Source organism: Mycobacterium sp. (assembly GCF_035623875.1).
In the GTDB taxonomy this organism is placed as follows: Bacteria; Actinomycetota; Actinomycetes; order Mycobacteriales; family Mycobacteriaceae; genus Mycobacterium.
On sequence record NZ_DASPSP010000323.1, the window covers coordinates 1 to 22,644 of the forward strand.

Annotated in this window: 24 protein-coding genes and 1 pseudogene; 9 read left to right on the plus strand and 16 right to left on the minus strand. The window is 64.2% G+C overall.

Going from position 1 to position 22,644, the window contains the following annotated elements:
• The 6 genes from VEI45_RS25650 to VEI45_RS25675 form a co-directional block, all read right to left on the minus strand.
• Window positions 1-159: nucleoside hydrolase (locus tag VEI45_RS25650; protein WP_414687593.1), on the minus strand; the 159-nt coding region annotated here is incomplete at its 3' end.
• Window positions 160-182: 23 nt separating this feature from the next.
• Window positions 183-2,192 carry an SDR family oxidoreductase gene (locus VEI45_RS25655; RefSeq protein WP_324857525.1) on the minus strand — a complete coding sequence of 670 codons (2,010 nt, stop codon included), beginning with the start codon at window positions 2,190-2,192 and terminating at the stop codon, window positions 183-185.
• Window positions 2,193-3,137: 945 nt separating this feature from the next.
• Window positions 3,138-6,044, minus strand: coding sequence for an MMPL family transporter (locus tag VEI45_RS25660; RefSeq protein ID WP_324857527.1), 2,907 nt, complete (start codon window positions 6,042-6,044; stop codon window positions 3,138-3,140).
• On the minus strand, window positions 6,041-6,469 hold the full coding sequence (locus VEI45_RS25665; RefSeq protein ID WP_324857529.1) for an MmpS family transport accessory protein: 429 nt from the start codon (window positions 6,467-6,469) through the stop codon (window positions 6,041-6,043). The genes VEI45_RS25660 and VEI45_RS25665 overlap by 4 nt, the downstream gene beginning before the upstream one ends.
• Window positions 6,470-6,608: 139 nt before the next feature.
• Window positions 6,609-7,217 (minus strand): TetR/AcrR family transcriptional regulator, encoded by a 609-nt coding sequence (locus VEI45_RS25670; RefSeq protein ID WP_324857569.1) that lies wholly within the window; start codon window positions 7,215-7,217, stop codon window positions 6,609-6,611.
• Window positions 7,218-7,270: 53 nt separating this feature from the next.
• Complete coding sequence (locus VEI45_RS25675; RefSeq protein ID WP_324857531.1) at window positions 7,271-7,975, minus strand: histidine phosphatase family protein; 705 nt, start codon at window positions 7,973-7,975, stop codon at window positions 7,271-7,273.
• Between the two features lie 93 nt (window positions 7,976-8,068).
• Between VEI45_RS25675 and VEI45_RS25680 the strand changes: the two genes are divergently transcribed.
• A complete protein-coding gene (locus VEI45_RS25680; RefSeq protein ID WP_324857532.1) occupies window positions 8,069-8,950 on the plus strand; it encodes a MaoC/PaaZ C-terminal domain-containing protein in 882 nt (293 codons plus the stop codon).
• On the opposite strand, the gene VEI45_RS25685 is transcribed toward VEI45_RS25680, so the two are convergent.
• Window positions 8,947-9,141, minus strand: a complete 195-nt coding sequence (locus VEI45_RS25685; RefSeq protein ID WP_324857534.1) for a hypothetical protein — start codon at window positions 9,139-9,141, stop codon at window positions 8,947-8,949. The two genes, VEI45_RS25680 and VEI45_RS25685, sit on opposite strands and share 4 nt — an antisense overlap.
• Here VEI45_RS25685 and VEI45_RS25690 point away from each other — a divergent pair.
• Both VEI45_RS25690 and VEI45_RS25695 read left to right on the plus strand, forming a co-directional pair.
• Complete coding sequence (locus VEI45_RS25690) at window positions 9,140-9,943, plus strand: helix-turn-helix domain-containing protein (RefSeq protein ID WP_414687591.1); 804 nt, start codon at window positions 9,140-9,142, stop codon at window positions 9,941-9,943. The two genes, VEI45_RS25685 and VEI45_RS25690, sit on opposite strands and share 2 nt — an antisense overlap.
• 4 nt (window positions 9,944-9,947) lie before the next feature.
• Entirely contained in the window at window positions 9,948-10,349 is a 402-nt protein-coding gene (locus tag VEI45_RS25695; RefSeq protein ID WP_324857538.1) for a PaaI family thioesterase, read from the plus strand.
• Here the strand turns inward: VEI45_RS25695 and otsB are convergent, their stop codons facing one another.
• Window positions 10,350-11,483, minus strand: a complete 1,134-nt coding sequence (gene otsB / locus VEI45_RS25700) for a trehalose-phosphatase (protein WP_324857540.1) — start codon at window positions 11,481-11,483, stop codon at window positions 10,350-10,352.
• Window positions 11,484-11,619: 136 nt separating this feature from the next.
• On the opposite strand from otsB, the gene VEI45_RS25705 reads away from it, so the two are divergent.
• From VEI45_RS25705 to VEI45_RS25720, 4 genes are all read left to right on the plus strand, one after another.
• Complete coding sequence (locus VEI45_RS25705; protein WP_324857542.1) at window positions 11,620-11,946, plus strand: WXG100 family type VII secretion target; 327 nt, start codon at window positions 11,620-11,622, stop codon at window positions 11,944-11,946.
• Between the two features lie 11 nt (window positions 11,947-11,957).
• The gene (locus VEI45_RS25710) at window positions 11,958-12,254 is read left to right on the plus strand and encodes a WXG100 family type VII secretion target (RefSeq protein ID WP_324857544.1); all 297 of its coding nucleotides are present in this window, start codon (window positions 11,958-11,960) and stop codon (window positions 12,252-12,254) included.
• A 571-nt stretch (window positions 12,255-12,825) separates the two neighbouring features.
• Window positions 12,826-14,061, plus strand: a complete 1,236-nt coding sequence (locus VEI45_RS25715; RefSeq protein ID WP_414687592.1) for a DUF1298 domain-containing protein — start codon at window positions 12,826-12,828, stop codon at window positions 14,059-14,061.
• 165 nt (window positions 14,062-14,226) lie between these two features.
• Window positions 14,227-14,736, plus strand: a complete 510-nt coding sequence (locus VEI45_RS25720; protein WP_324857548.1) for a DoxX family protein — start codon at window positions 14,227-14,229, stop codon at window positions 14,734-14,736.
• Here the strand turns inward: VEI45_RS25720 and VEI45_RS25725 are convergent.
• Both VEI45_RS25725 and VEI45_RS25730 read right to left on the minus strand, forming a co-directional pair.
• Window positions 14,720-15,194 (minus strand): annotated as a pseudogene (locus tag VEI45_RS25725) (flavin monoamine oxidase family protein); the annotation flags it as partial. The gene VEI45_RS25720 and the pseudogene VEI45_RS25725 sit on opposite strands and share 17 nt — an antisense overlap.
• Window positions 15,195-15,293: 99 nt before the next feature.
• Window positions 15,294-16,370 carry an NmrA family NAD(P)-binding protein gene (locus VEI45_RS25730; RefSeq protein WP_324857550.1) on the minus strand — a complete coding sequence of 359 codons (1,077 nt, stop codon included), beginning with the start codon at window positions 16,368-16,370 and terminating at the stop codon, window positions 15,294-15,296.
• Between the two features lie 110 nt (window positions 16,371-16,480).
• Here VEI45_RS25730 and VEI45_RS25735 point away from each other — a divergent pair, with 110 nt between their 5' ends.
• Window positions 16,481-17,065, plus strand: coding sequence for a TetR/AcrR family transcriptional regulator (locus tag VEI45_RS25735; protein WP_324857552.1), 585 nt, complete (start codon window positions 16,481-16,483; stop codon window positions 17,063-17,065).
• 116 nt (window positions 17,066-17,181) lie between these two features.
• Here VEI45_RS25735 and VEI45_RS25740 read toward each other — a convergent pair whose 3' ends face one another.
• The 5 genes from VEI45_RS25740 to VEI45_RS25760 form a co-directional block, all read right to left on the minus strand.
• Window positions 17,182-17,613: a DUF6069 family protein gene (locus VEI45_RS25740; protein ID WP_324857554.1), complete on the minus strand. Its 432-nt coding sequence runs from the start codon at window positions 17,611-17,613 to the stop codon at window positions 17,182-17,184.
• 16 nt (window positions 17,614-17,629) lie between these two features.
• Window positions 17,630-18,532 (minus strand): alpha/beta fold hydrolase, encoded by a 903-nt coding sequence (locus tag VEI45_RS25745; protein WP_324857555.1) that lies wholly within the window; start codon window positions 18,530-18,532, stop codon window positions 17,630-17,632.
• Window positions 18,529-19,074 (minus strand): hypothetical protein, encoded by a 546-nt coding sequence (locus VEI45_RS25750; protein WP_324857557.1) that lies wholly within the window; start codon window positions 19,072-19,074, stop codon window positions 18,529-18,531. The genes VEI45_RS25745 and VEI45_RS25750 overlap by 4 nt, the downstream gene beginning before the upstream one ends.
• A 401-nt stretch (window positions 19,075-19,475) precedes the next feature.
• Complete coding sequence (locus VEI45_RS25755; protein ID WP_324857559.1) at window positions 19,476-19,907, minus strand: hypothetical protein; 432 nt, start codon at window positions 19,905-19,907, stop codon at window positions 19,476-19,478.
• Window positions 19,904-20,293 (minus strand): YciI family protein, encoded by a 390-nt coding sequence (locus VEI45_RS25760; RefSeq protein ID WP_324857560.1) that lies wholly within the window; start codon window positions 20,291-20,293, stop codon window positions 19,904-19,906. The genes VEI45_RS25755 and VEI45_RS25760 overlap by 4 nt, the downstream gene beginning before the upstream one ends.
• Window positions 20,294-20,436: 143 nt before the next feature.
• Here VEI45_RS25760 and VEI45_RS25765 point away from each other — a divergent pair, with 143 nt between their 5' ends.
• Window positions 20,437-21,330 (plus strand): sigma-70 family RNA polymerase sigma factor, encoded by an 894-nt coding sequence (locus VEI45_RS25765; protein ID WP_324857562.1) that lies wholly within the window; start codon window positions 20,437-20,439, stop codon window positions 21,328-21,330.
• A 9-nt stretch (window positions 21,331-21,339) separates the two neighbouring features.
• On the opposite strand, the gene VEI45_RS25770 is transcribed toward VEI45_RS25765, so the two are convergent.
• A partial coding sequence (locus tag VEI45_RS25770; RefSeq protein ID WP_324857565.1) for a helix-turn-helix domain-containing protein occupies window positions 21,340-22,644 on the minus strand: 1,305 nt, incomplete at its 5' end.

Consider the following 22,644-nt stretch of genomic DNA (forward strand, 5'->3'; position numbering starts at 1 on the left):
CAGGCCGAGGTTGTTCTCGCAGACTTGATCCACCCCAACGTTTCCGCCGGTCGAGGCGATGCCGACCAGCTCGGCCTCCGGGCTGGCCAGCAGGTAAACCAGCGCAATAGCATCGTCTACACCGGTGTCGACGTCGGCGAAAACTGTTGTGGCGGTCACTGCGGCAACGATACCGGGAGGGACTACCAGTGCACTCCGGGCAACAGCCGCACGGCCCGCTTGACCGGTCTTGGAACTGGCATGCGGGCAACGGCGGCACGGGCAGGGCGCTTCGGCCGACGCGACGACTGTTGTTCCACAACGGGTTTCGCAGACTCCCCGCGTGCCGCGGCCGAATCGGGATACCCGAGGTAGAGCTGGTGCAAGATCCGTCGCGACAGCTTAGGGGTGAAGTAGTTTCCGGCTTCCGCAAGGGTGCCCACCGGGGTGTCGATGCGGGCCGGCTTGTCGATCAGCCCGCGTACCACCATCGCCGCGGCGTGCTCGGCGCTGATCGGCGGAACCGGGTTGAGCCGCCGGGACGGCTTGATCATCGGTGTGGCCACCAACGGCATGTGGATGTTGGTGAACGTGATGTGGTCCGAAAGCGTTTCGGTGGCCACCACTTCGGAGAACGCGTCGAGTGCAGCTTTGGTGGGCAGATACGAACTGTACTTGGGGCTGTGTGCCTGCACGCCGGCGCTGGAGACGTTGACGACGTGTCCGAACCGGCGCTCACGCCAGTGCGGCAGCAGCGCCAGCACCATACGCACCGCGCCGAAGTAGTTGACCGCCATCACCCGCTCGTAGTCGTGCAGTCGGTCGGTCTGGTTGACCACCGACCGACGGATCGAGCGGCCGGCGTTGTTCACCAGGTAATCGACGTGGTCGAAGCGGCCCAGGATGTCCTTGACCGTGTGCTCCACCGATGCGGAATCGGTGACATCGCAGGTGAAGGCGTAAGCCTGGCCGCCGTTGGCGCGGATGTCGGCGACCAGGTCGTCGAGCGCCTCACCGTTACGTGCCAGCGCGAACACTGTTGCGCCGCGTTCGGCGACGGCGATCGCCGCGGCCCGTCCGATGCCGCTGGACGCGCCGGTGATGATGACGTGGCGTCCCACCAGCGCTCCGGCCGGATCGTTGCGGCGGGCCCGGTCTGGGTCCAAATGCTCGGCCCAGTATCGCCACAGCTTGGGCGCGTAGCTGGCGAACTCGGGAACGTCGATGCCGGTGCCTTGCAACGCGTTTCGCGTGTTGTCGGAGATGAAGGTGGGCGCCAGATCGACGACGTCGAGAACTTCAGCTGGAATGCCCAGTTGGGTGGCCGCCATGTTGCGCCACACCTTGGCTCGCCCGCGCACCTTCGTCACGGGTGCAGCAAACGACCGGGGCAGCGATCCGCGTAGCGGCGGCAGCCCGGCCGCGTCGGCGATCCCGCGGTAAATGCCGTGCAGGCCAATGGTTTTCGGTGCTGTCAGATGGAACGTCTGGCTGTCGCGACCGTCCGCATGCATGAGGGCAACCAGTGCGTCGACGACGTAGTCGACCGGGACGATGTTGGTGCGGCCGGTGTCGGGCAGCATGATCGGGGTGAACCGCGGCAACACCGCCAGCTTGGCCAGCACGCCAAAGAAGTAATACGGTCCGTCGATCTTGTCCATCTCACCGGTGCGCGAATCGCCGACCACCACCGCCGGACGGTAGATCCGATGACGCAGGCCGGTCGCCTCGCGCACCAGCAGCTCGGCCTCGAACTTCGTCTGGTGATACGGCGTCGGCAGCTGCTGACCGACGTCGAAGTCAGACTCGGTGTACTCACCGCGGAATTCTCCGGCCACCGCGATCGACGACACGTGATGCAGCGTCGCGTCGAGCCGGCGGGCGAGTTCGATAACGGCGCGGGTGCCCTCGACGTTGGCGATGCGCTGATCGGCTTCGGGGGCGGTGATGTCGTAGATCGCCGCGCAGTGCACCACGTGCTCGACGTCGCCCAGCTCGGCGATCGCCTCGTCGGTCAACCCGAGGTCGGGTTCGGCCAGGTCACAGACCAGAGGTTTTGCTCGTTCACCCCACAGCTCGGCCAGGCGTTCGAACCGGCCCAGCGACGGGCGACGAACCATCACCCAGACCTCGGCGTCCGGCTGTTCGCCCAGCAGACGTGAAACAACTCGGCGTCCGATAAACCCGGTACCGCCGGTAACGACATAGCGCATGCAAGCCATGGTGGCCCTTGGCGCGGTCGCACGTCAACGCAGTGTGACGCGATCGGCGAATCATCGGGCGAACACGCCAAGATCGAACGGCAGATAGCGGGGGTACGCATAACCGGTTGCATATCGAACCGAGAATCCAGATAGACCCAACCAACGTCGTTGAGGTACCGTTTTGAGAGATTCGCGATAGCAGACCGCGACGACTCTCTAGCATTTCAGGCGTGAGGCAACGTTCGACCGCGGAGCAAGGGAGCGGAATGGTGGATTTCAGTCTGTATGGTGATCTGACGATACTTGCTGCTGTGCTGGGATTAGTGTTCGGCGGTTGTGCATTTGTGTTCGTCAGACGGCTTGAGGATCGAACACCGGCTTCTTTAGGGGAAGTAGTTGGGGCTCATAAAGCGGTTTTGCATAAATTGCGCAAACACGAATCAATGTCGCGGCGTGAGGTAGATTATGCGACGCAAATTATTTCTGATTCTCGATCATTACTCGCGTACTCGATACCCGCTACCATCTTCACGATGGGATGCTTTTATATAGTTGGGTGTCTCGAACAGTTACATGGAGCCACCCCCTCCGTGCGAACATTTATTGGGGTGCTCCCTATGTTGGGGGCCACAAACCTAGCCATTCAGCTACTCAGGGTCGCACGGTTGAAAGGGCGGCTGCAAAAAGTTTCTTTGACTTAGCCGAAGACATCCGGTGTGTGGTCACCCACGGTCCTGGCCAGTGATTCTCGAGCCAGCAGCAACATCGGTAGGACTTGAGTGAGGTGTCCGCAGGCGATCTGGGCCAGCCACGCGTTGTCGTCACGCGCCCCGTAGATCCCTTAGCCGTGAAGCTGATTAGCGAAATCGGTATAGACGTCGGCACGCGCAGGCGCGGCCATTGGCGCCGCGACTGCTGTCAACCAGCATCCGGTTCGCGACGTCATGGTTGAGGTTAAGTGCGTGCCGGTAGTTCGGAGGTCACCGCTTCGTCGCCGTCTTCCCATAGCAGTAGTTGGCGAACCGCGGGACGTGGTCCGTAGGGGCGCAGCATTTGACTGGCCGGGCGCGGGCGCACTCGTCGCGGCCACCAGAACCAGCGCCCCAGGAGGGTGGCGATGGACGGCGTCATGAACGAGCGCACGATCAGCGTGTCGAACAACAGACCCAGCGCGATGGTTGTCCCGACCTGACCGAGAATCACCAAAGCGCTGAAGATGAACGAGGCCATGGTCGCCGCGAACACCAGACCGGCCGCAGTCACCACCGCGCCGGAGCCGGCCATCGCGCGGATGATGCCAGTCTTCAAGCCGGCGCCGGTTTCCTCTTTGAAGCGGGATATCAGCAGCAGGTTGTAGTCGGATCCGACCGCCAACAGCAAGATGACGGCCAGCGCCAGCACGATCCAGTACAGCTGGATACCCAGAATGTCCTGCCAGACCAGAACCGAGAGCCCAAAGGAGGCGCCCAACGACAGCGCCACCGTGCCCACAATGACGATCGCGGCGACCAAGCTTCGGGTGATGATCATCATGATCAGCAATATCAGGCTCAGCGCGGCGATTGCGACGATCATCAGGTCGTACTTGGCGCCGTCTTGGATGTCTTTGTAGGTCGACGCGGTGCCGGCAAGGTAGAAGTGGGCGTCCGCCAAGGGGGTGCCCTTCACAGCCTCGTGCGCTGCCTGCTTGATCGGGTCGACATGCGAGATGCCCTGGGGGGTCGCCGGATCACCTTCGTGGGAGATGATCATCTGCGCGGCCTTGCCGTCGGGTGAGAGGAACAATTTCAGGCCGCGCTTGAACTCCGCGTTGTTGAACACCTCCGGCGGCAAGTAGAAGGAATCGTCATTTTTGGCTTTGTCGAACGCTTGTCCCATCGCGGCCGGGTTGTCGTTGGCAAACGCCGACTGGTTGTTGATGCCGGAATTGGTGGCGTAATTGTTCAGGGTGAGTTGCAGGTTCGTCAGCTGGCTGGCGATCTGGGGCGGTAGCAGCGCCACCAGTTGCGGCTGCAGCGCATCCAATTTATCCAAACTCGCGGTGATGCTTTGAAACTGGTCGCTAAGCTTGTCGACACTGTCGGCCGATTCAAAGGCGCTCCTAAACGCAAAACAGGCTGGGATATCGTAGCAGTGCTTTTCCCAGTAGAAATAACTTTGAATCGGCCGAAAGAAGTCCAGGAAATTCGCCAGCTTATCGCGCAGGTCATTGATCACGCCGATCGTGTCGTGAAAGCTCTGCGTTTGCTCGTGTGTAGCGGCGGCACTCTGCTGCTGCAGGGCATATTGCTGCTGCAAAATATTGATCGTTTTCCTCAGCTCCCCGGCCTGCCGCAGCAAGTCGGCCGCGCGGTCTTTCTGATATTTCAGGTTCATCACCTGGCCGACGCTTTGCTGGCTGAGCTGAAACGGTATCGAGCTGTGGTCCAGCGGGGTGCCTAAGGGCCTGGTAATGGCCTGCACTTGCGCGATGCCCGGTACGTGAAATACCGCCTTGGCCACCCGTTCCAAGATGAGCATGTCAGCCGGGTTTCGCATATCATGATCGGTTTCGATCATTAGTAATTCGGGCTCCAGGCGGGCACGCGAAAAGTGCCGCTCCGCGGCCGTGTAGCCGACATTGGCCGGGGCACTCGCCGGCAGGTAGGGGCGAGTGTCGTAACTCGTCTTATATCCCGGTAGGGCGAGCAGACCGATGAGGGCGACCGCGATCGTCACCGCAAGAATGGGCGCGGGCCAGCGGACGATTGCGGTGCCGATCCGACGCCAGCCGCGAGTCTGCAACACACGCTTGGGGTCGAGGAGACCGAAGAAACTCGCGACGGTGAGCACGGCCGGACCCAGGGTGAGCGAGGCCACCAGCGCAACTAGGATCCCGATCGCAGCGGGCGGACCCAAACTCTGAAAATACGGCAGCCGGGTGAAACTGAGGCAATACACCGCGCTGGCGACGGTTAGGCCCGAGCCCAGGACGACGTGAGCGGTGCCGCGGTACATGGTATGGAAGGCCGTTTCCCGGTCTTCCTCGGCTGCGCGCGCTTCTTGGTAACGGCCGACGAAAAATATCGCATAATCCGTGCCGGCGGCGATGACCAGCAGCGTGAGCAGATTGGTCGAATACGTCGACAGCCCGATTATGTTGTTGTAGGCAAGAAAGGCGACAAATCCCCGCGCCGCGGCCATCTCAACAAGAACGGTGAGTAGCACGAGGATCGTCGTGAGTACAGCGCGGTAGACGAAAAGCAACATCAGCGCGATCACCAGGATGGTTATCGTGGTGACTTTCGCGGTGCCTTTGCTGCCCTCTGAGAACTGATCGGCGATCAGCGGCGCCGCACCGGTGAGATAAGCCTTGACGCCCTTTGGCGGCTGCATATGGTCAACGGTGTCGCGGACCGCGTCAACCGACTCGTTGGCTTTTGCCTCGCCTTGACTACCGGCAAGAAACAGCTGGACATACGCGGCCTTGCCATCGTTGCTCTGCGAGCCCGCCGCCGTCAGCGGATCCCCCCAGAAATCCTGAATGTGCTGGACGTGCTTCTTGTCCTGCTCGAGTTTGTGGATCAACGTGTCGTAAAACCGGTGGGCGTCGGCGCCGAGCGGCTTATCGCCTTCCAGGACGATCATGGCCGAACTGTCGGTATCGAACTCGTGGAAAACTTTGCCGATGTGTTTGAACGCCTGATACGACGGCGCGTCGGGGGAGCTCAGCCCCACGTTATGTTCTTTTCCGACCTCCTCTAATTGCGGCACGAAAATATTCGGGATCGCAGCAAGCGCCAGCCAAAACAACAAGATCGGCAGCGCGACCCGGCGGATAGTGTGCGCGACGAAGGGCCGCCGGCCGTGGCGGTCGCTCATCCGGACTTGTCCAGGCAGAAGGTGTAGGCGCTTACTGCATTGACGACCCTTTCGTCTTTGACCTCGCCGTCGATGATGATGCGGCAGCCCAGGGTGCTTCCGTTGCCTTGCGCCGTCAGGTTGGCGATGACCGCGGGATCTGTCGTCGTGATCTCGTACTTCCACGGCAGGGCGGCGTTGTCGACTCGCTGCGGCGCAGAATGGATGTCTTGGTAGTTGATGGTTGCCACTGCCCCGGGGTTACCGAAGACCTCGTAGACCACGTGCTTGGGGTTGAACGGGACGATGTCGTTCGAGATGCCACTGCCGGGCGACGTGGTGTTGTGTGAGCCGAATATGCCGTGCAGCCGGTAGACGCCGAACCCGGCGATGGCGACCACTGCTACCGCGACCAGCACCATCCACCCGCGCCTGACAAAGCGCATGAGTGAAAACCGTTTCACCCGTTAGCCTCTCGATAAGCGGTAACGGGACCGTTTCCGCGATGGATGTAACAGTACGGTACGGGACCGGACACTATCAAGGCTCCGGGTCCGGCGCACCAGGCGCCTGGTCGGTGAGTCCTCACCCGATGGGTCGAGTCAGGCTTGGGATGATGACCTCGTCGACGAGAGCTTGCACGGTCTGCCGGGTCGGCGGCCGGCCGGGAAAGATGGACCGGAAGATCAGATAGTGGGGCAGCAGATCCCAGAGTTCGTCATCGATGGCGGCTCGGTCGATCTCACCGCGGTCGACGGCCTGCCGGAGGATGTGGTTGATCAAGGCCTTCCGCTGCTCGATGAACTGGTGCTGCATCACGTCGTTGAGTGCGGGGTTGCGCGACACTTCGACGAGCACGGCGCGAATGGTGCCGGCGTGCTGCTGACCCTGCTGGCAGATCAGCTCTCCCACGCGCAGCAAATCGTTCCGCAGGGTGCCGGTGTCGGGTGGGACGGCGACCTGGCGGATGCCCTCGATGAACGCGGCCAACACCAACTCGGCTTTCGACGGCCAGCGCCGGTACACGGTGGCCTTGCTGGCGCGGGCGGTGGCCGCCACCGCGTCCACCGTCAACCGGTCATACCCGTGTTCTTGCAGGAGCTGCAACGTCACCGCTAGCAGCTCGGTTTCCCGCGGCGACCACGGTGACGGCTCCGCGGCCCGATCGACAATCTCGGTCACAGCGCTCACGATAGAACCGCAGGACAGTACTGTCCAGTACCGTACCGTTGCGGGTTCTTCGGGAGTCAGTAGCTGAAGTCGCGGATGCCGTCCCAGTCCACCAATGTCCATCCCATTGACGGGCTGCCGGTGATGACGACGCGGCCCAGGTTCGGCAGCTGATGGCTGGTCGCCAGGCTGTCCTTGGGATTTTTGACGTTCATCAAGGTCCAGTACATGATGGCCCCGCCGTGCGAGAACGCAACGGGTTTGGTGTTACCGCTGTCGTAGATCTTCTGGACGGCGGCAGTGAACTGATCGTTGAATTCATTGCCGCTGATCGAGCCTGGGATGGCGTCCTTGCGGTCGCCGTTGAGCCAATCCGCCGGTGCGAGCAGATAGGTCAGGTCGGCCCTCTTGGTCGAGGTGTCGTTGTACCAGCCGGCGTCGATTTCCCGCAGACCGGGCAGGACTTCGACCGGCTTGCCCAGCGCGTGGGCCAGCGGCGCAGCGGTCTGCTGGGTACGAGCCATGTCGGAGACGTAGATGCCGTCGAAGTTGTTGTGGGAGAGCTGGTGGGCCAGCTGCTCGGCTTGCGCCTTGCCTTCCTCGGTAAGGCTCGGACCGGGAATATCGGTGTTGATGACATTGTCGGCGTTGGCCTGCGACTCGGCATGCCGGATGAAGGTCAGGGTGATGCTGCGCACGTGCGGGGATCCCGAGCAGGCGCCGATCATCATCGTCACGACAAGCGCGGCCAAAGCCTTCCAGAGCACGGTGCGGTTGCGCATGGCGATAGCCTGCCTTGTCGACGGCTTCGGTGTGGTGGGTTTGCATAGGTTCGCCATGGTTGGCCGTATGAATCTGATCGAGAGGAGAACCGCATGGCGATCGACCCGAAGGCGGTCGGCGCAACAACCGACCCGATGCTGTTCGAATGGACCGACCGGGACACCATCCTGTACGCGCTCGGTGTCGGTGCTGGAACCGAGGATTTGTCCTTCACCACGGAGAACAGCCACGGCATCACCCAGCAGGTGCTACCGACCTACGCGGTGATCTGCTGCCCGGCGTTCGCTGCGGCGGGCAAGATCGGATCGTTCAACTGGGCCATGCTTTTACACGGTTCGCAGGGCATCCGGCTGCACGCGCCGCTGCCGGCCGCGGGCAAGCTGTCGGTGGTCACCGAGGTGGCCGACATCCAGGACAAGGGCGAGGGCAAGAACGCGATCATCATGTTGCGCGGCCGCGGCACCGATCCCGACACCGGAACACTGGTCGCCGAGACCCTCACGACCCTGGTGATCCGCGGCGAGGGCGGCTTCGGGGGAGAGCCGGGCCAGCGGCCCGTCGCGCCGGAAATCCCCGACCGCGAGCCCGACGCCCGAGTCGCCTTGCCTACCAGGGAGGATCAGCCGCTGATCTACCGACTCTCCGGCGACCGTAATCCGCTGCACAGCGACCCGTGGTTCGCCAAAGAACTGGCCGGCTTCCCCAAGCCGATCATGCACGGGCTGTGCACCTACGGGTTCTCCGGCCGAGCTTTGGTCGCCGAGCTCGGCAACGGCGATGCCAGTGCCATCACCTCGATCGACGCGCGGTTCACCAAGCCGGTCTTTCCCGGGGAGACGCTGACCACCTTGATCTGGCGCACCGAGCCCGGCAAGGCGGTATTCCGCACGGAGGCCTCGGGCGCCGAAGGCGCCGGAGATGGGGCCGCGCGGCTGGTGCTCGAGGACGGCGCGGTCGAATACACGGAGGGTTAGCGCTGAGGTTTAGCCGCCGCGACGTCGGCGACGTCAGTCTCCTTTGAGTCGGCCACACCGATGACCCGGCGGGACCGCTTCTCGCCTTTGGATGCCGCCCGTTCCCAGATCGCCTCGATCATCGGCTGCAGCAACAGCTGTCCATTACCCCACGGGTAATCGTGCTCGTGAGCCGGCGTGGCTAGCATCATGACGGTGACGACCCTGGCCCAGCGGGCCGCGGCAACACCGCCAGTCGGCCAGTTGCTGCGCGAGTGGCGCGAGCGGCGTCGAATCAGCCAGCTCGACTTGTCGATTCAGGCCGAGATCTCGGCTCGGCACCTCAGCTTCGTGGAGACCGGCCGGTCGCGCCCGACTTCCGGAATGATCCTGCGGCTCAGCGAGCAACTCGACGTGCCACTGCGCGAGCGCAACGCGCTGCTGCTGGCCGGCGGTTACGCGCCCGCCTATCCCGAACACTCGCTCGACGAGCCGGAACTGACGCGGCTGCGGGCGGCGCTGCATCAGATCCTGACCGGACACGAGCCGTATCCCGCGCTGGTGGTCAACCGGTGGTGGGAGATGCTCGACGGCAACGCCGCCGTCGCGGTGCTCACTGAAGGATGCGACCCCGCACTGCTCATGCCGCCGGTGAACGCATTGCGGGTGTCGCTGCATCCGGACGGCATGGCACCTCGGATCGCGAATCTGCCTGAGTGGCGGGCGCATATCCTTGAACGCTTGCGCCGCCAGGCACACACCACCCGCGACCCACGGCTGGCGGAGTTGCACGCGGAGCTGGCGGCCTACCCCGGCGGCGTGACCGAGCGCCCCGCGCTCACCGACGTCGCGGTGCCGCTGCGCCTGCGGCGTGGCGACCACGAATTGGCATTCTTCAGCATGACCGCCGTCGTCGGCGCGCCGCTGGATGTCACGGTCGCCGAAGTGGCGATCGAGTCGTTCTACCCCGCCGATGCCGAAACCGCTGAGGCGCTGCACGCAATTGGAGGGTGAGCTCATGACCGACACCGCCGCGACCACTTTGATCCACGCGCAGGTCCCGCTGTGCGCGACCCTGGGCATCACCGCGGACACCTTCCGGCCCGACGAGGTGGTGCTAAGTCTGGATTGGGCGCCGAACCTTTGCACCGGCAACGACGTGCTGCACGGCGGGATCGTCATGGCCTTGGCGGACTCGGCGGGCGGGGTATGTGCGTTCCTCAATCTCCGTGAGGGGGCGGGAGGAACCGCGACCATCGAATCGAAAACCAATTTCATCGCTGCTACTCGCGGTGGCACAGTCAAGGCGCAGAGCCGCCCGCTGCACGTCGGTAAGCGCGTCATCGTGCTCGAAACGGAGGTCCGCGGCGACGACGGGAAGCTGGCCGCCAAAGTGCTTCAAACCCAAGCGATCTTGTAATCAGCGAGCGAGCTGACGCGCCAGCCGCTCGGTGAATTCACGTGCCTGAGAGGGATTTTTCAACGCGTAGTTGGCGGAGGTCGCACGATCGCCGTCGTCGTTGTGCCGCACCACGATTGCGATACCGTCGTCGTGGACTGCGTCGAACGCATCCTCGTCGGTGATGTCGTCGCCGAGGTAGATCGGTAATAACGGGCCGGGATGCTCGTCATCGCGGATATGGTCAAGCACCCAGCGCAGTGTCTTGCCCTTGTCCCAGTCGACATCTGGACGTAGCTCGATGACTTCGCGACCCGTGGTGACGCGAAGGGCAGTGCGCTGCCCGGCGCTTCGTACCGCCGCTGCCACCTCGCCGACTCTGTCACGGGCGGCGTTGCGGTAGTGCACGGCAACACCAAATCGCTTGTGCTCCACCAAGACACCCGAGATGTGACCGAGCTGGTCGGCCAGCTCAGCGGCCGCCGCCGCGAGCACCGGGATACTTGCCGCCGCCTCGGCGTTTTCGTGGTGTGCGCCGTCGGGTCCGGTCAACTCGAAACCATGACTGCCCGCATACCAGATGCCGGGCAGGCCGATGCGCTGGCGCACGTCGGCGAGGTCGCGGCCGCTCAGTATCGCGACGGGGCATTGTGCGGTCAGCGCTTTGAGCGCATCGGCCGCACCCGCGACCAGCTGAGCAGCGTCGGGGTTCTCGACGATATCGGAGAGCGTGCCGTCGAAGTCGAAGAACACCGCAGGATGCCGACCGGTGATGACATCGAGCGCCTGCAGCCCGTCGGGCAGCTCGGACATCCGGCGGTCCCCGGTGCGCACGCTGATGTCACGCAGATCTGAGATCACCGCGTCGGGCCCGCGGCTGATCAGTTCATCGCCGCGTCCGGTCGCGTCGATCCCGATGACGAGCGCGAATCCGTCGGCCCGGGCGGCGGCAACACCGTTCCCGGTCGCCGTGACGACGGCGCACCGGCCCGGCCGCACCGACAGTCGGATCGCCGTCTCGAGAAGGGGTTGGCGGCGGTCGTCGGTGATGACGCCGGCGTCGTGCAGTTGCTTTGCCAGCGATTCGTCGGTGGCCATGTCACCCAGGTCGAACAGCACCGCATCGTGGCGGCGCGGGTCGATGGTGACCGACATTCGCCTGCCCTGCCTTCCTTGCCTGCCATTGCGGCGCCGGTAGCCACGTTAGTCAGCGGGAACCGGAACAGACCCCCGGGAGTCCTACAGGTCGTTGGCGCGGTGAGGTCCGCGGCCGTCGGGCAAAGGGGAACATGTGAGCACACCCGCAGGTGGCAATACGCTCAGCACCGATTTTGATCTGATGCGCTCGGTTGCAGGGGCGATCGAAACCCGCAATGAAGAGATCCGAACGACGCTGCAGGCATTCATTAGCCGTATGAGCAGTGTGCCGCCGTCGGTATGGGGTGGCGCCGCGGCAGCGCGTTTCAAGGACGTGGTGCAGCGGTGGAACGCGGAGTCGACGAAACTCCACCATGCCTTGCACAGCATCGCGGAAACCATTCGCTATAACGAAGCCGCACTGCGCGAGGCGGCCGACACACACGCGCACCATATCGGCACCGCTGGCGGGAATTTGTGAGGCGATCACCCATGGACCCGCGGTTGTCGTACAACTTCGACGAGATCGAATGCTCGGTTCGCCAGGAGATCCACACCACTGCCGCCCGCTTCAACGCCGCGTTGCAGGATTTGCAGTCGCACGTTGCGCCGCTGCGGGAACTGTGGATCCGGGAAGCCGCCGCCGCCTACGGGTTCGAGCAACTTAAGTGGCATCAGGCGGCCACTGCGCTCAACGAAATCCTGGTCGCCCTCGGAAACGCGGTGCGTGACGGAACCGAGGATCTCGCGGCTGCCGATCACCGGGCCGCCGGAGTGTGGGCACGGTAGCGACGGCGAGCGCACGAAGACTCTGCGCGGTCCCGACGGAGGGAGAGGCCGCGGGACCGCGCAGTTCAAAACGTGATAGATGGTACATCCGGAGTTCCGGACTCAGCTGGCTGTGGTGCGCCCGGCAAGGTAATTTCTCAGGTGTTAAGTAAAACGGAAGTGAATGGCACGGACCTACACGATAGGGGCATAGTGCTTCGACGTCGCTGTGTGGGTTTGTAGCGCCTGCAGAACAATTCGCCGTTAGGACTACTACGGCGGACTCCCTGGGGCGCGGTCTGACAACTGCGAAATGCGGCGCGCGCGACGCCAGGGGCACCACCTGCCGGACCAGTTCGGCCGCGACCCCGAGCATAATCGAGGGGTAGCTCGGGTTCGTGGACGACGCGTCATTGTTCGCGTGTGCGGCAGGGAAATGCGCCTAAAAGCGCTGCTGCAGAGATAACTCCCGGTCAGCTGGCTTTTCCCGAGCGCTAGCCCCGGCAGCTCACCAGCCGGTCTCTGGCCAAAAGTCCAACTGTGGACAACTGTGGTCTTACGTAGCAGGTAAATCGGCGGGGAGGTGATGGTCATGTCGGCCCGCATGACAGCGGTCGACGCGCAGTTCTACTGGATGTCGGCCAAGGTCCCCAGCGACGATTTTCTGCTCTACGCATTCGACGGCGAGCCAACGGATTTCGAGCACGCGGTCGACGATGTCCGCAGTCGGGCGCAAGCTTGCCGAGCCCTGACAGTCCGTGTCGACGATGGTTCGCCGTGGACCTATCCGAGCTGGGTGCCGACGACCCTCGAGCCCGGACGGGTGATCCACCACCAACTCGATGACGACAGCTGGCGTGGCTGCCTGGATGCCGTTGTCCGGCTCGCCGACGACCAGCTGGACATCCGCCAGGCGCCATGGCGCTTGCACCTGTTCGCGCCAGTGCGCGAGCTACCGGGCGGCGCCGCCCCGGGGACTGTCGCGGTCATGCAGGTCGCGCACGCGTTCGCCGATGGTGCCCGTGGCTCGGCGCTGGCCGCCTGGCTGTTCGGCCGCGCGACGCCGGTGCCCGATGTGGTGGCTTCGCGGGGGTTCTTGCCCTGGCGCGCCGTCAATGCCGTTCGCGCTCATCGCAAGCTGGTGCGTGACACCCGTGCCGGGCTGCTGCGTCCTCCGGCCGGAGTGCGGCCTGCACTGTCCACCAACGCCCGGCCCGTTGGCGTGCGCGCCGTGCGCACACTGGTGCGGCAGCGCGCGCAGCTGGGTGGCCCCACCGTCACCGTCGCGGCGTTGGCCGCGGTGTCCAGCGCACTGTCCGGCCATTTGGGCGATGCGGCCGCTTCGCTGGCTGCCGAGGTCCCGATGGCTAAATCCGGTGTGCCACAAGCCTATAACTATTTCTCCAACGTCACCGTCGGGCTGTATCCGGGCCTGAGTCGGCAGGCCCGAGTGGAGCGGATCGCGACGGACTTGGCCGACGCCCGCCGCCGTTCGCAGCACCCTGCGGTGCGCGCGGCAGACCGGGCGTTCGCCGCGGTGCCGGCGCCGCTGCTGCGCTGGGGTGTCAGCCACTTCGATCCCGACGCTCGGCCATCCCAGGTGTCCGGCAACACCGTGGTGTCAAGCGTTTACCGGGGCCCCGGCGATCTGCGCTTCGGCGCTGCACCGGTGCTGCTGACTGCCGGCTATCCGGCGCTCTCACCGGTAATGGGCCTCACGCACGGCGTGCACGGTATCGGCGACACCGTGGCGATCAGCGTGCACGCGGCCGAATCCGCGCTCGCTGACATCGACGACTATCTCGCCAGGCTGGACGCTGCGCTTTGACGAAAGTTATTGGGCGAACCCGACGGTGCCCTCCGCCGCCAGTAGCTCGCGTCGCCATCCGGGTAGGCCCAGCGCGATCTTGATGTGCGGCTCCTTTGTGGTCATTTGCGGGTGGCAGGATACCTCGGCCCATCCGTGCCGACCCGATGATCTAGGTTGGCGTCTATGACTGCCTATGATGTCGGGTTGCTGATCCTGCGGCTGGTGCTGGGGTTGACCCTTGCAGCTCATGGCTACAACAAGTTCTTCGGCGGCGGGCGGATACCCGGGACCGCGCGCTGGTTCGAAAGCATCGGCATGAAGCACGGGACGTTCCAGGCCGTGGTCGCGGCCAGCACCGAGATGAGCGCAGGTCTGGGGTTGGCTGCTGGCCTGCTCACGCCGATTCCGGCCGCAGGCTTCGTCGCGCTGATGTTCGTGGCGGCGTGGACGGTGCATCGGCCCAACGGCTTCTTCATCGTCAAGGAGGGCTGGGAATACAACCTGGTGCTGGCCCTCAGCGCGGTCGCGGTGGCCACAGTTGGCCCCGGCCAGTACAGCCTGGACTGGCTGATCTTCGGGCACAACTGGCGCAACGGCTGGCACGGCCTGCTGATCTCGCTGCTGCTGGGCCTGGGCGGCGCCGCCGGCCAGCTGCTGATCTTCTACCGGCCGCCGGTCAAACAGGCTCAGTAGCCGCTGTCGTTTCGCGTGCCAGCATTTCTTCGGCGGCGCGTTCCCCAGAGCGGATGGCGCCGTCGACCCATCTGCACATGACGGCCGAGCTTTCTGTCCAAGCCCAATGGATGCGGCCGCACGGCTCACGCAGGGCGCAGCCGAACTCGGTCAGCACGCCGGTGGGTGCGTGGCTGATCATCCCGCCCGGGGTGCCGGTGTCGGTGCAGGCATCAATGGTCAGGCTGGCCATCGATCCGGGCGAGGCGGTCTGACCGGACAGGCCGTCGGCCCGCCAGAACGGCTCGTCGTAGACGACCGAGATCTTGACGATCGCGCCGCTGGGCATCCGCTGGTTGAGAAACATCCGATCGAGCGGCAGCGTCGGCTGGTAGTCGATCTGGCCGGCGATGGCGAGCGGAACGGCCACGATCACCCGTCGCGCGCACGGTCAGGTCGTCGGATCGGACCGTGTGACCAGACCGCCTATTTCAATAGCGGCCCCGGCACGGTGCAGTCCCGGCATCCGATTTTCGGCTCATGCTGAGCGGTGTCGCTGAACTATTCGTTGGGACAAATCAGTTCGGGGCCTGACTCAGCTCATCAGGTGCCATGTGCCGGTCAGAGGGGTCATGGGACTGCAGCCAGGTTGGTGAGTCGACGGCCAGGGTGGCGTGGGTGATGGTCGACGTGTTGTCGATTTCTGGAGCGCGGGTGGCCGCGGCGCGCATCAAGTGCTGTGCCGCACGGAGTTTCGCAGTGATCGTCCTCTTGGTGACCGCGGAGTGGTTCACGTACCGGCGGACCGTCTGCTCGAAGTCCTCCGGTGGGGATCCGCCCACTTCCAGCACCGCCTGGGTAGGGGCTCCGCGGCCGAAGGCGTTGCGCTGGTAGTCCTGCAGGAACCAGTAGAGCTGGGTGATGACGTAGTCCGGGTATCGGAGCGCCGCGGCGGCCTTTAGAAACGTGGTGAGCGACACGTTCTTGTAGCTGACCCGGCGTCCGAGGACGCTGGCGAAGGTCGCGGCGATGTCGTCGGGTGTCAGCAGCCGGGGGCCAGTGGGCCGGTAGCTGTTGCCGATATGCGGACCGGGATCAGTTAGGGCGCCGACGATTACGCGGGCGATGTCTTCGTTTGACGGTGGGGCGTTGAGTCCGTCGCCAAGCGGCATCGCCATGAGGCCGAACTGGGCGACGGCTTCCAACACCGCCATATAATTGTCGGCAAACCAGCCAGGCGCGACGGTGACGACATCGACGCCAGCGGTGTGCAAGACGTGGTTCGACAGCCACTTTTCGCGGGCGTGCAACGCGGGGTGCAGCGGATCGGCCACCCACTGGCTCAGTGCGACAATCACTTCCAGCCGGGCCTCTTGTGCCGCCGCGGCGAACAAGGTCGCGCGGCGCAGCGTGCCGGCCAGCAGTGGCGGGCAGAAGTAGGCGCGGTGGGCACCGGACAGGCTGGCCCGCAGATCCTCGATGTCTTCCAGTGAACCGACGATGATCTGGGCTCCCGCCGTTCGCAGGCGTTCGCTGCGGGCGTCCTCGCGGTGCACCATCGCGCGCACCGGATATCCGCGAGCCAGCAGCTGCAGCGCGGTGGCCGTGCCGGTTTTCCCCGATGCGGCAGTGACAAGAATGGTGGGCTTGAACACGGCAGCGGCACCTCTCTAGAGCGGTATTTTGTAGCAGTCGCTACACTATCAAGCGGATGCTGAGAACGCAATATTTTGTAGTGATCGATACAACGTGCCAGGCTGGGAGCGTGGGACGACGACGCGCGTTCGACTACGACGAGGCCATCGAAAGGGCCACCCGCCTGTTCTGGGCCACCGGCTACACCGACACCTCGTTGCGCGATCTGCTTGAGGCGATGCAGATCGGCGAAGGCTCTTTTTACAACAGCGTCAAGAGCAAGAAAAACCTGTATCTGCAATGCCTGCGGCACTACAACGACACAATCACTCGTCGGCGCTGGGAGGCGTTGCTCGCCGAATCGTCGATAGCAGAAGGCGTGCGAGCCTACTTCACCGCCGTGCTCGATGACCTGGATGATCCCGCTATTCCGAGTATTTGCCTGATGGCCGCAAGCCTGTCGACCGACGTCCTGGCCGTCGAGGATCTGCGCAGCTACGTCCTAAACGAGGTCCAAACCCTCCAAACGGCCCTCACCGGACGCTTGCAAGAAGCCGCGCACGCCGGCGAGTTGCCCACCGACTTCGAAGCCGAGACCGCCGCCCAAATCGTAATCACCTTCCTACAAGGCCTGTTCAGGGTGGCGCGCGTCCTGAACAACCGCGCGCAGCTCGAGAACCAGATCGACGTCTTGCTGACCGGACTCGGCCTCTAAACCCGGCTCATCGGTCCTCGGGAAAACGCGTGCAGCCTGCTATGTCGATAAGGGCGAATTCGCTACGGCGGTAAGCGCCGTTGTTGGTCGGCCGCATCGGCGCCGCGCCGACCGAACTATTGGCAAGCTGTTGTCCGTCGACGTGTTTGAGGCAGCCCGGCAATCAGGATGGCCGCGGCGATGCAGTGCAGTGCGGTCAGCGCGAGTTTCGTGTCTATGTGCGCGCGCAGCACGAAGATCGGCAGGATCGACAACGCGAGCACCAATGCAGCCAATGCGATCCACGCGCGGCCGGTGCTTCTGGTGCGCCGCTCTAGCAGGCTGAAGACCGCCCACCCGGCCAGCCCCGAGACTAGCGTGGCCGCGATGACGAGAGACAGTGTGATCTCACGTACGCCCAGTGGGGTTTGCACGATGTAGTCGACGTGGGCGTGCCGACCGGCTAGCCAAGCAAGGACGTTTGCGGCGGCGGCGCCGGCTATCACGATGACCCGCCGAGCGGTTCGCCCGGCGCGGATGACAGATCCGTTTACAACGTTGTGGGACATGACATTTCCTCTCGGTTTAGCGAATGGGCCCGACGTCATGGGCAGGCACGACGTGCTCGGCGTGCCAGCGGCGGATCCATTCGACGACGGCGTCGGGGTCATCGCCCATCGGGTAGTGATTCCCGCCGGGGACGATGCGTTGCTCGGCGGCGGGGAAGAATTGCTTCCATCGCTTTGCCAGCCCGAAGGGGTCGTTACGCGAGCCGAAGACGGTGAGCAGCGGAAGTGGGGCCAAATTCTCGGACAGCGCGGTTTCTACCTGTCGCAGTATGTCGTTCTCGCGGCGGAGTGCATTCAGGTAGCGGTGGGTGTTGCGGCGGGCCGGTCGGTCCAGTCCGGCGAGAAACACTCGTCGATCGCTGCGGGTCCAATGCCGTCCCGCGCCGAACGACGAAGCACTAAGTCTGGCCAACCAACCCGACAGGCCGCCGAGGGCGCGAGCCGGAGGGCTACCGACCACTCCGAGCATCCCTCGCAGTGCGATCCCACTGGGCCGCCAACCGATTGCGTTGAGCGCGACGAGACCCGCGATGCGGTCGGGGTGCTCGGCGGCGGCCGCCAAGCCGACCGGTCCGCCGACATCGTGCAAGATCATCGTGATCGCGCGAAGGTCGAGCGCTTCGATCACACTACTCACGGCGTGGGCCGCGCCACGTAGGCTCACCGGCGAATCCGGGTGCGCGCTCAGGCCGCTTCCTGGGGCGTCGAGGGCAACGCAGCGATAGTGCGGGCTCAGTTGGAGCAACAGGTCGCGCCAGACGAAACTCCACGAACCCACGTGGACGAACAACAATGTCGGCCCCGAGCCGATGTCGGTGACCGCGATCCGGCCGACCGGGGTCATCAGCGCCGCGGTTGGGAACGGCCAGTGTTCGGCCGGCAGCCACGTCGGCCGCTGAATCGCGGTGAGCGCGCTCATTTTTCGGCCCCGCCGGTGATGGGCGGCGCCGGCGGGACGTCAAGTTGGGTGCCGGCGTAGTTGACGAAGTAGTCCACGAACACCGTCAGTGCCATGTAGACAAAGGCATCGATGAGCTGCTCGTCGCTCCACCCGGCTGCGATGGCCGTCGCCCAAACAGGTTGGCTGACCACCCCGGCATTGGCTGCCGCCTCGCGGATCACCGCCAACAGCGCCGCTGTCCGAGCCTCGTCGACATGACCGGCACGTATCGCGACGGTCTGTTCGGGGCTCATTCCGGTGCGGATTGCCAGTTGGGTGGCGATGGCCTGCGAGTATTCGCCGCCGTCAACGGCCCCGACGGTCAGCATGATCGCCGCACCAACCAACGGATCCAGTGTTCCGTACTCAGCACCGGCGCGACGCAGACCCAGATACGCGGCGAGCGCGGCGGGCGAGCGCGCCAAATCGGAATGCAGGGCTAACAGCCGGCCGCCGCTGGCCGCTTTGACTTGGGCCAACATCGCGTTGACTGATTCTTGTGGTTGCGCGGGTGCCGACATGGTGTCCCGTCCTCTCTGACTTGTGGCGGGGTTCAACCGCCGCCGATCTACACCTCCTAGGACGATTGGCGCGCATCGCGTGTGACATTCCGACATGACGTTCGATCAAAGGCTCTGCCAGGCAGCGGATTAGCCGGGCGCGACCGGGCACGCACTGCTAGCGGCGGGTAAGCCGACACGAAAGTCATTGAAACGCATGACGACCTGGAATTGCAGAGGGTCCATAACTGGATTGTGGAGAACCTGCGAGAGCCATGGTCGGTCACCGACGTCGCTCGCGCCGCGGGCCCTCATCCACGAGCCGTGGCTTGCCGACGCATCCTCCAGGCGCCGCGCGATTCGCCGGCGAGACGTAACCCACAGTCGGTGAGTCGAATTCATCGCTTCAGGTCTATGGCGAGCTAATGTCTTGCGATGGTCCGCCTGCGCTTTGCCTCCAGCATTATTGCGGTCACCGAGAGGACGAGCATTACTCCCTCTGGAATGAAAAGTCTGGTGCTTTCCGGCGCAGGGCCGTCGATGACCAAGCCGAGAACGCGCACAATGATCGCTGTTGTGATGACGATCGACACGAGACCCACACCGGCAAATAGCCAGCGCGTAGAAAACAAGCAGATCAGAGTGAAGATCGCGAGCCCCAGCGGAATTGCACCTGAGCCAACGCGTGTCGTCGTCGACGCGAGCGCGGAACCGAGGCTGACTCCGATTTCCGTGGAGTAATGAACGGGGTCCGTTATGTACCTCAGGCCGATCACGGAAAAAATCAGGGTGGCGCCAGCGAGCGCGGTTCGGCTGATCCACGGTGCGAAGCGAGTAAGTCGTTCCATTTTCATCTCCGGTTCGATTGACGCAGAAATTCACGTGACCGTGCCGTAGTTGGCGTGTCGCGCGGCGCAGCGCGGGGAGGCCGAACCTCGACAGTTCCGCGCGTGGCGGCAGGAATGCGCGCGGCCCACTGCAGAGCATCATCCAGACTTGCGCAGTCGATGAGAAAATAGGCGCTCGGATGGCCGGTCGCGTCGACGACAGGGCCGTCAGCGATGTCGGTCTTGCCGTCGGCGATTCGTATCATCTTTGAGTCCGATGACGGCGCGAGCTGGCCGGCGTCGACGATCACGCCGGCGGTGATCATCGCGTCCGCCAGTGCGCCGTATCGGCTGGCAACGTCAGGTCCCGGCGAAAGGCCGCGGTCGAGATATGCCAGGCATAAGAACTTCATTTCAACCTCCGTGGATCTACACCGCCTAGGACGATCGGCGCACTCTTGATGTGACACAGGGCGAGCGCCATTGGGGATGGATGTCACATTCCAGCCAAACGATTCGTCCTTGAGTTAAAGAGGTCTCGCGATGGGAGAATCAGATGACGGACCCCAACTGGCTAGCCAGCCAGTTCGACGAGCACCGCTCTCATCTGCGGGCGGTGGCTTACGACATGTTGGGTTCGGTCAGCGAGGCCGAAGATGCGGTGCAGGAGTGCTGGCTGCGGCTGGCGCGCAGCGATTCCGATTCCATCAACGAACTGCGCGGCTGGCTTACTGCGGTGCTCGGCCGGATATGCATCGACATGCTGCGCGCGCGCCGCGCCCGCCGCACCGACTATGTGGGCAGCTGGCTGCCTGAACCGCTCATCGAGGAGCCGGCCGAACAGCGACCCGATCACCAGGCCGAACTGACCGACACCCTGGGTCTGGCACTGCTGATCGTGCTCGAAAGTCTCAGCCCACCGGAGCGACTCGCGTTCGTCTTGCACGACGTCTTCGCGGTGCCATTCGATGAGATCGCCGCAATCATGGATCGCACTCCGGCGGCGGCCCGCCAAATGGCCACTCGAGCCCGCCGCCGGGTACAGTCCGCTCCCCAACCCGATACCGACGTGGTGCTGCAGCAGCGGCTGGTCGACGCTTTCCTGGCCGCCGCACGCTCGGCTGACTTCGACGCGCTGTTGACGGTGCTTGCCCCCGATGTAGTCCTGCGTTTCGATTTGGGTCCGCGCGGGCGGCCTGCACTCTCCGGCGCACTAGCGGTAGCCCAACACGTAGTGACCACCGCCCCTCGGTTCATCTCTTTCGCCACGCCGGTTCTCGTCAACGGTGCGGCTGGGCTGCTGTTCGGCACCCGCGAGGAACCCATCTCGGTGCTCGGATTCACCGTCGTCGGCGGGAAGATAGCCTCGCTGGACTTAGTAGCCGCCGCCGCGAAACTGCGCCACCTGCGCATCGACCCTTCACCGCGCCCACAAGAGACGCGGTGTTGAACCTGTAGATCAAGCGGGCGAATAGGGCAGGCTGCTGCCGGTGTTCTCGTCGACGGCGACGCGGCCGCCGAGGTAGGGGAATGCGCGCTGCGGGCACGACGGCCGGTTGCAGATTTTGCAGCCCGCCCCGATCGGGACGGCGGTGCTCGGGTCGTCCAGAGCGATTCCGGTGGAGTAGACCAGTTTGTCGGCGTGGACCAGGTCGCAGCCCAAACCGATAGCGAAGCTTTTGTGCTGACCCAGATAACCTTGCCCTTCGGGCGCGGTGGTCTTGGCGATCCAGAAATACGAACGGCCATCGGGCATCTGGGCGACCTGAGTGACGATCCGGCCCGGCTGAGCGAAGGCGTCGTGCACCACCCATAGCGGGCAGCTGCCGCCGACCCGGCTGAAGTGAAAGGCGGTCGCGGACTGGCGCTTTGAGATATTGCCGGCCTTGTCGGTCCGTACGAAGATGAACGGCACCCCGCGCAGCTGCGGGCGCTGCAAAGTCGAGAGCCGGTGGCACACCGTCTCAAAGCCGACCTCGAAACGGCGGGCGAGCAGGTCAATGTCGTAACGCAATTCGGTTGCGGCCCGATGGAACTCGCGGTATGGCAACAGGAATGCGCCGGCGAAATAGTTGGCCAAACCGATTCGGGCGACGCCGCGAGATTCGGGGCTGAGCTGGTCGTCGGTGGCCACCGTCGCCGTTAGCAGCTCCGATTGGCTCAGTAAGGCAAGCTGGGTGGCGATCTGGAAGGCACGCTGCCCCGGTAACAGCCACTGCGCGACGCGCAGCACCCGGGCATCCGGATCGTAGGAACGCTTGGCATGCTCGGCGAGATCGCCGTCGATCACGACGCTCACGCCGAACCGGTCGCACATCAGCGCTGAGAGCTGGACGTCCAGCCCGCCAAAGGTCATTCCGTTCTCAATGAAAATCTGTTCGGCCGCGGTGTCGAGTTCGCCAATGTGGTTGTTGCGGTCGTAGAAGAAGTCGCGGACTTCCTCGAACGGCATCGGGTGCTCCGGCGGTAGCGACGTTTCCGTGGTCGCGTGCGAGCGATACGCCTCCAGTTCCTCGGTGGCGTCTCGCATCCGCCGGTGCACGGCAACCAGGCTCCGGCCCACCTCAGGCATCCGGGCGACCAGCTCCTCGATCTGAATGCTGCTGACCGCCTCTTCGGCGGCGGTGGCGGTGAAGACATCGGACAGGTCGGCCACCAACCGGGCATCGGAATCGGCGGAGAAGTAATGCGGGGGCAGATCGAACCGCTCGGTGAGCGCAAGGAGTACCGGCACGGTGATCGGCCGCTGATCGTTCTCCAGCTG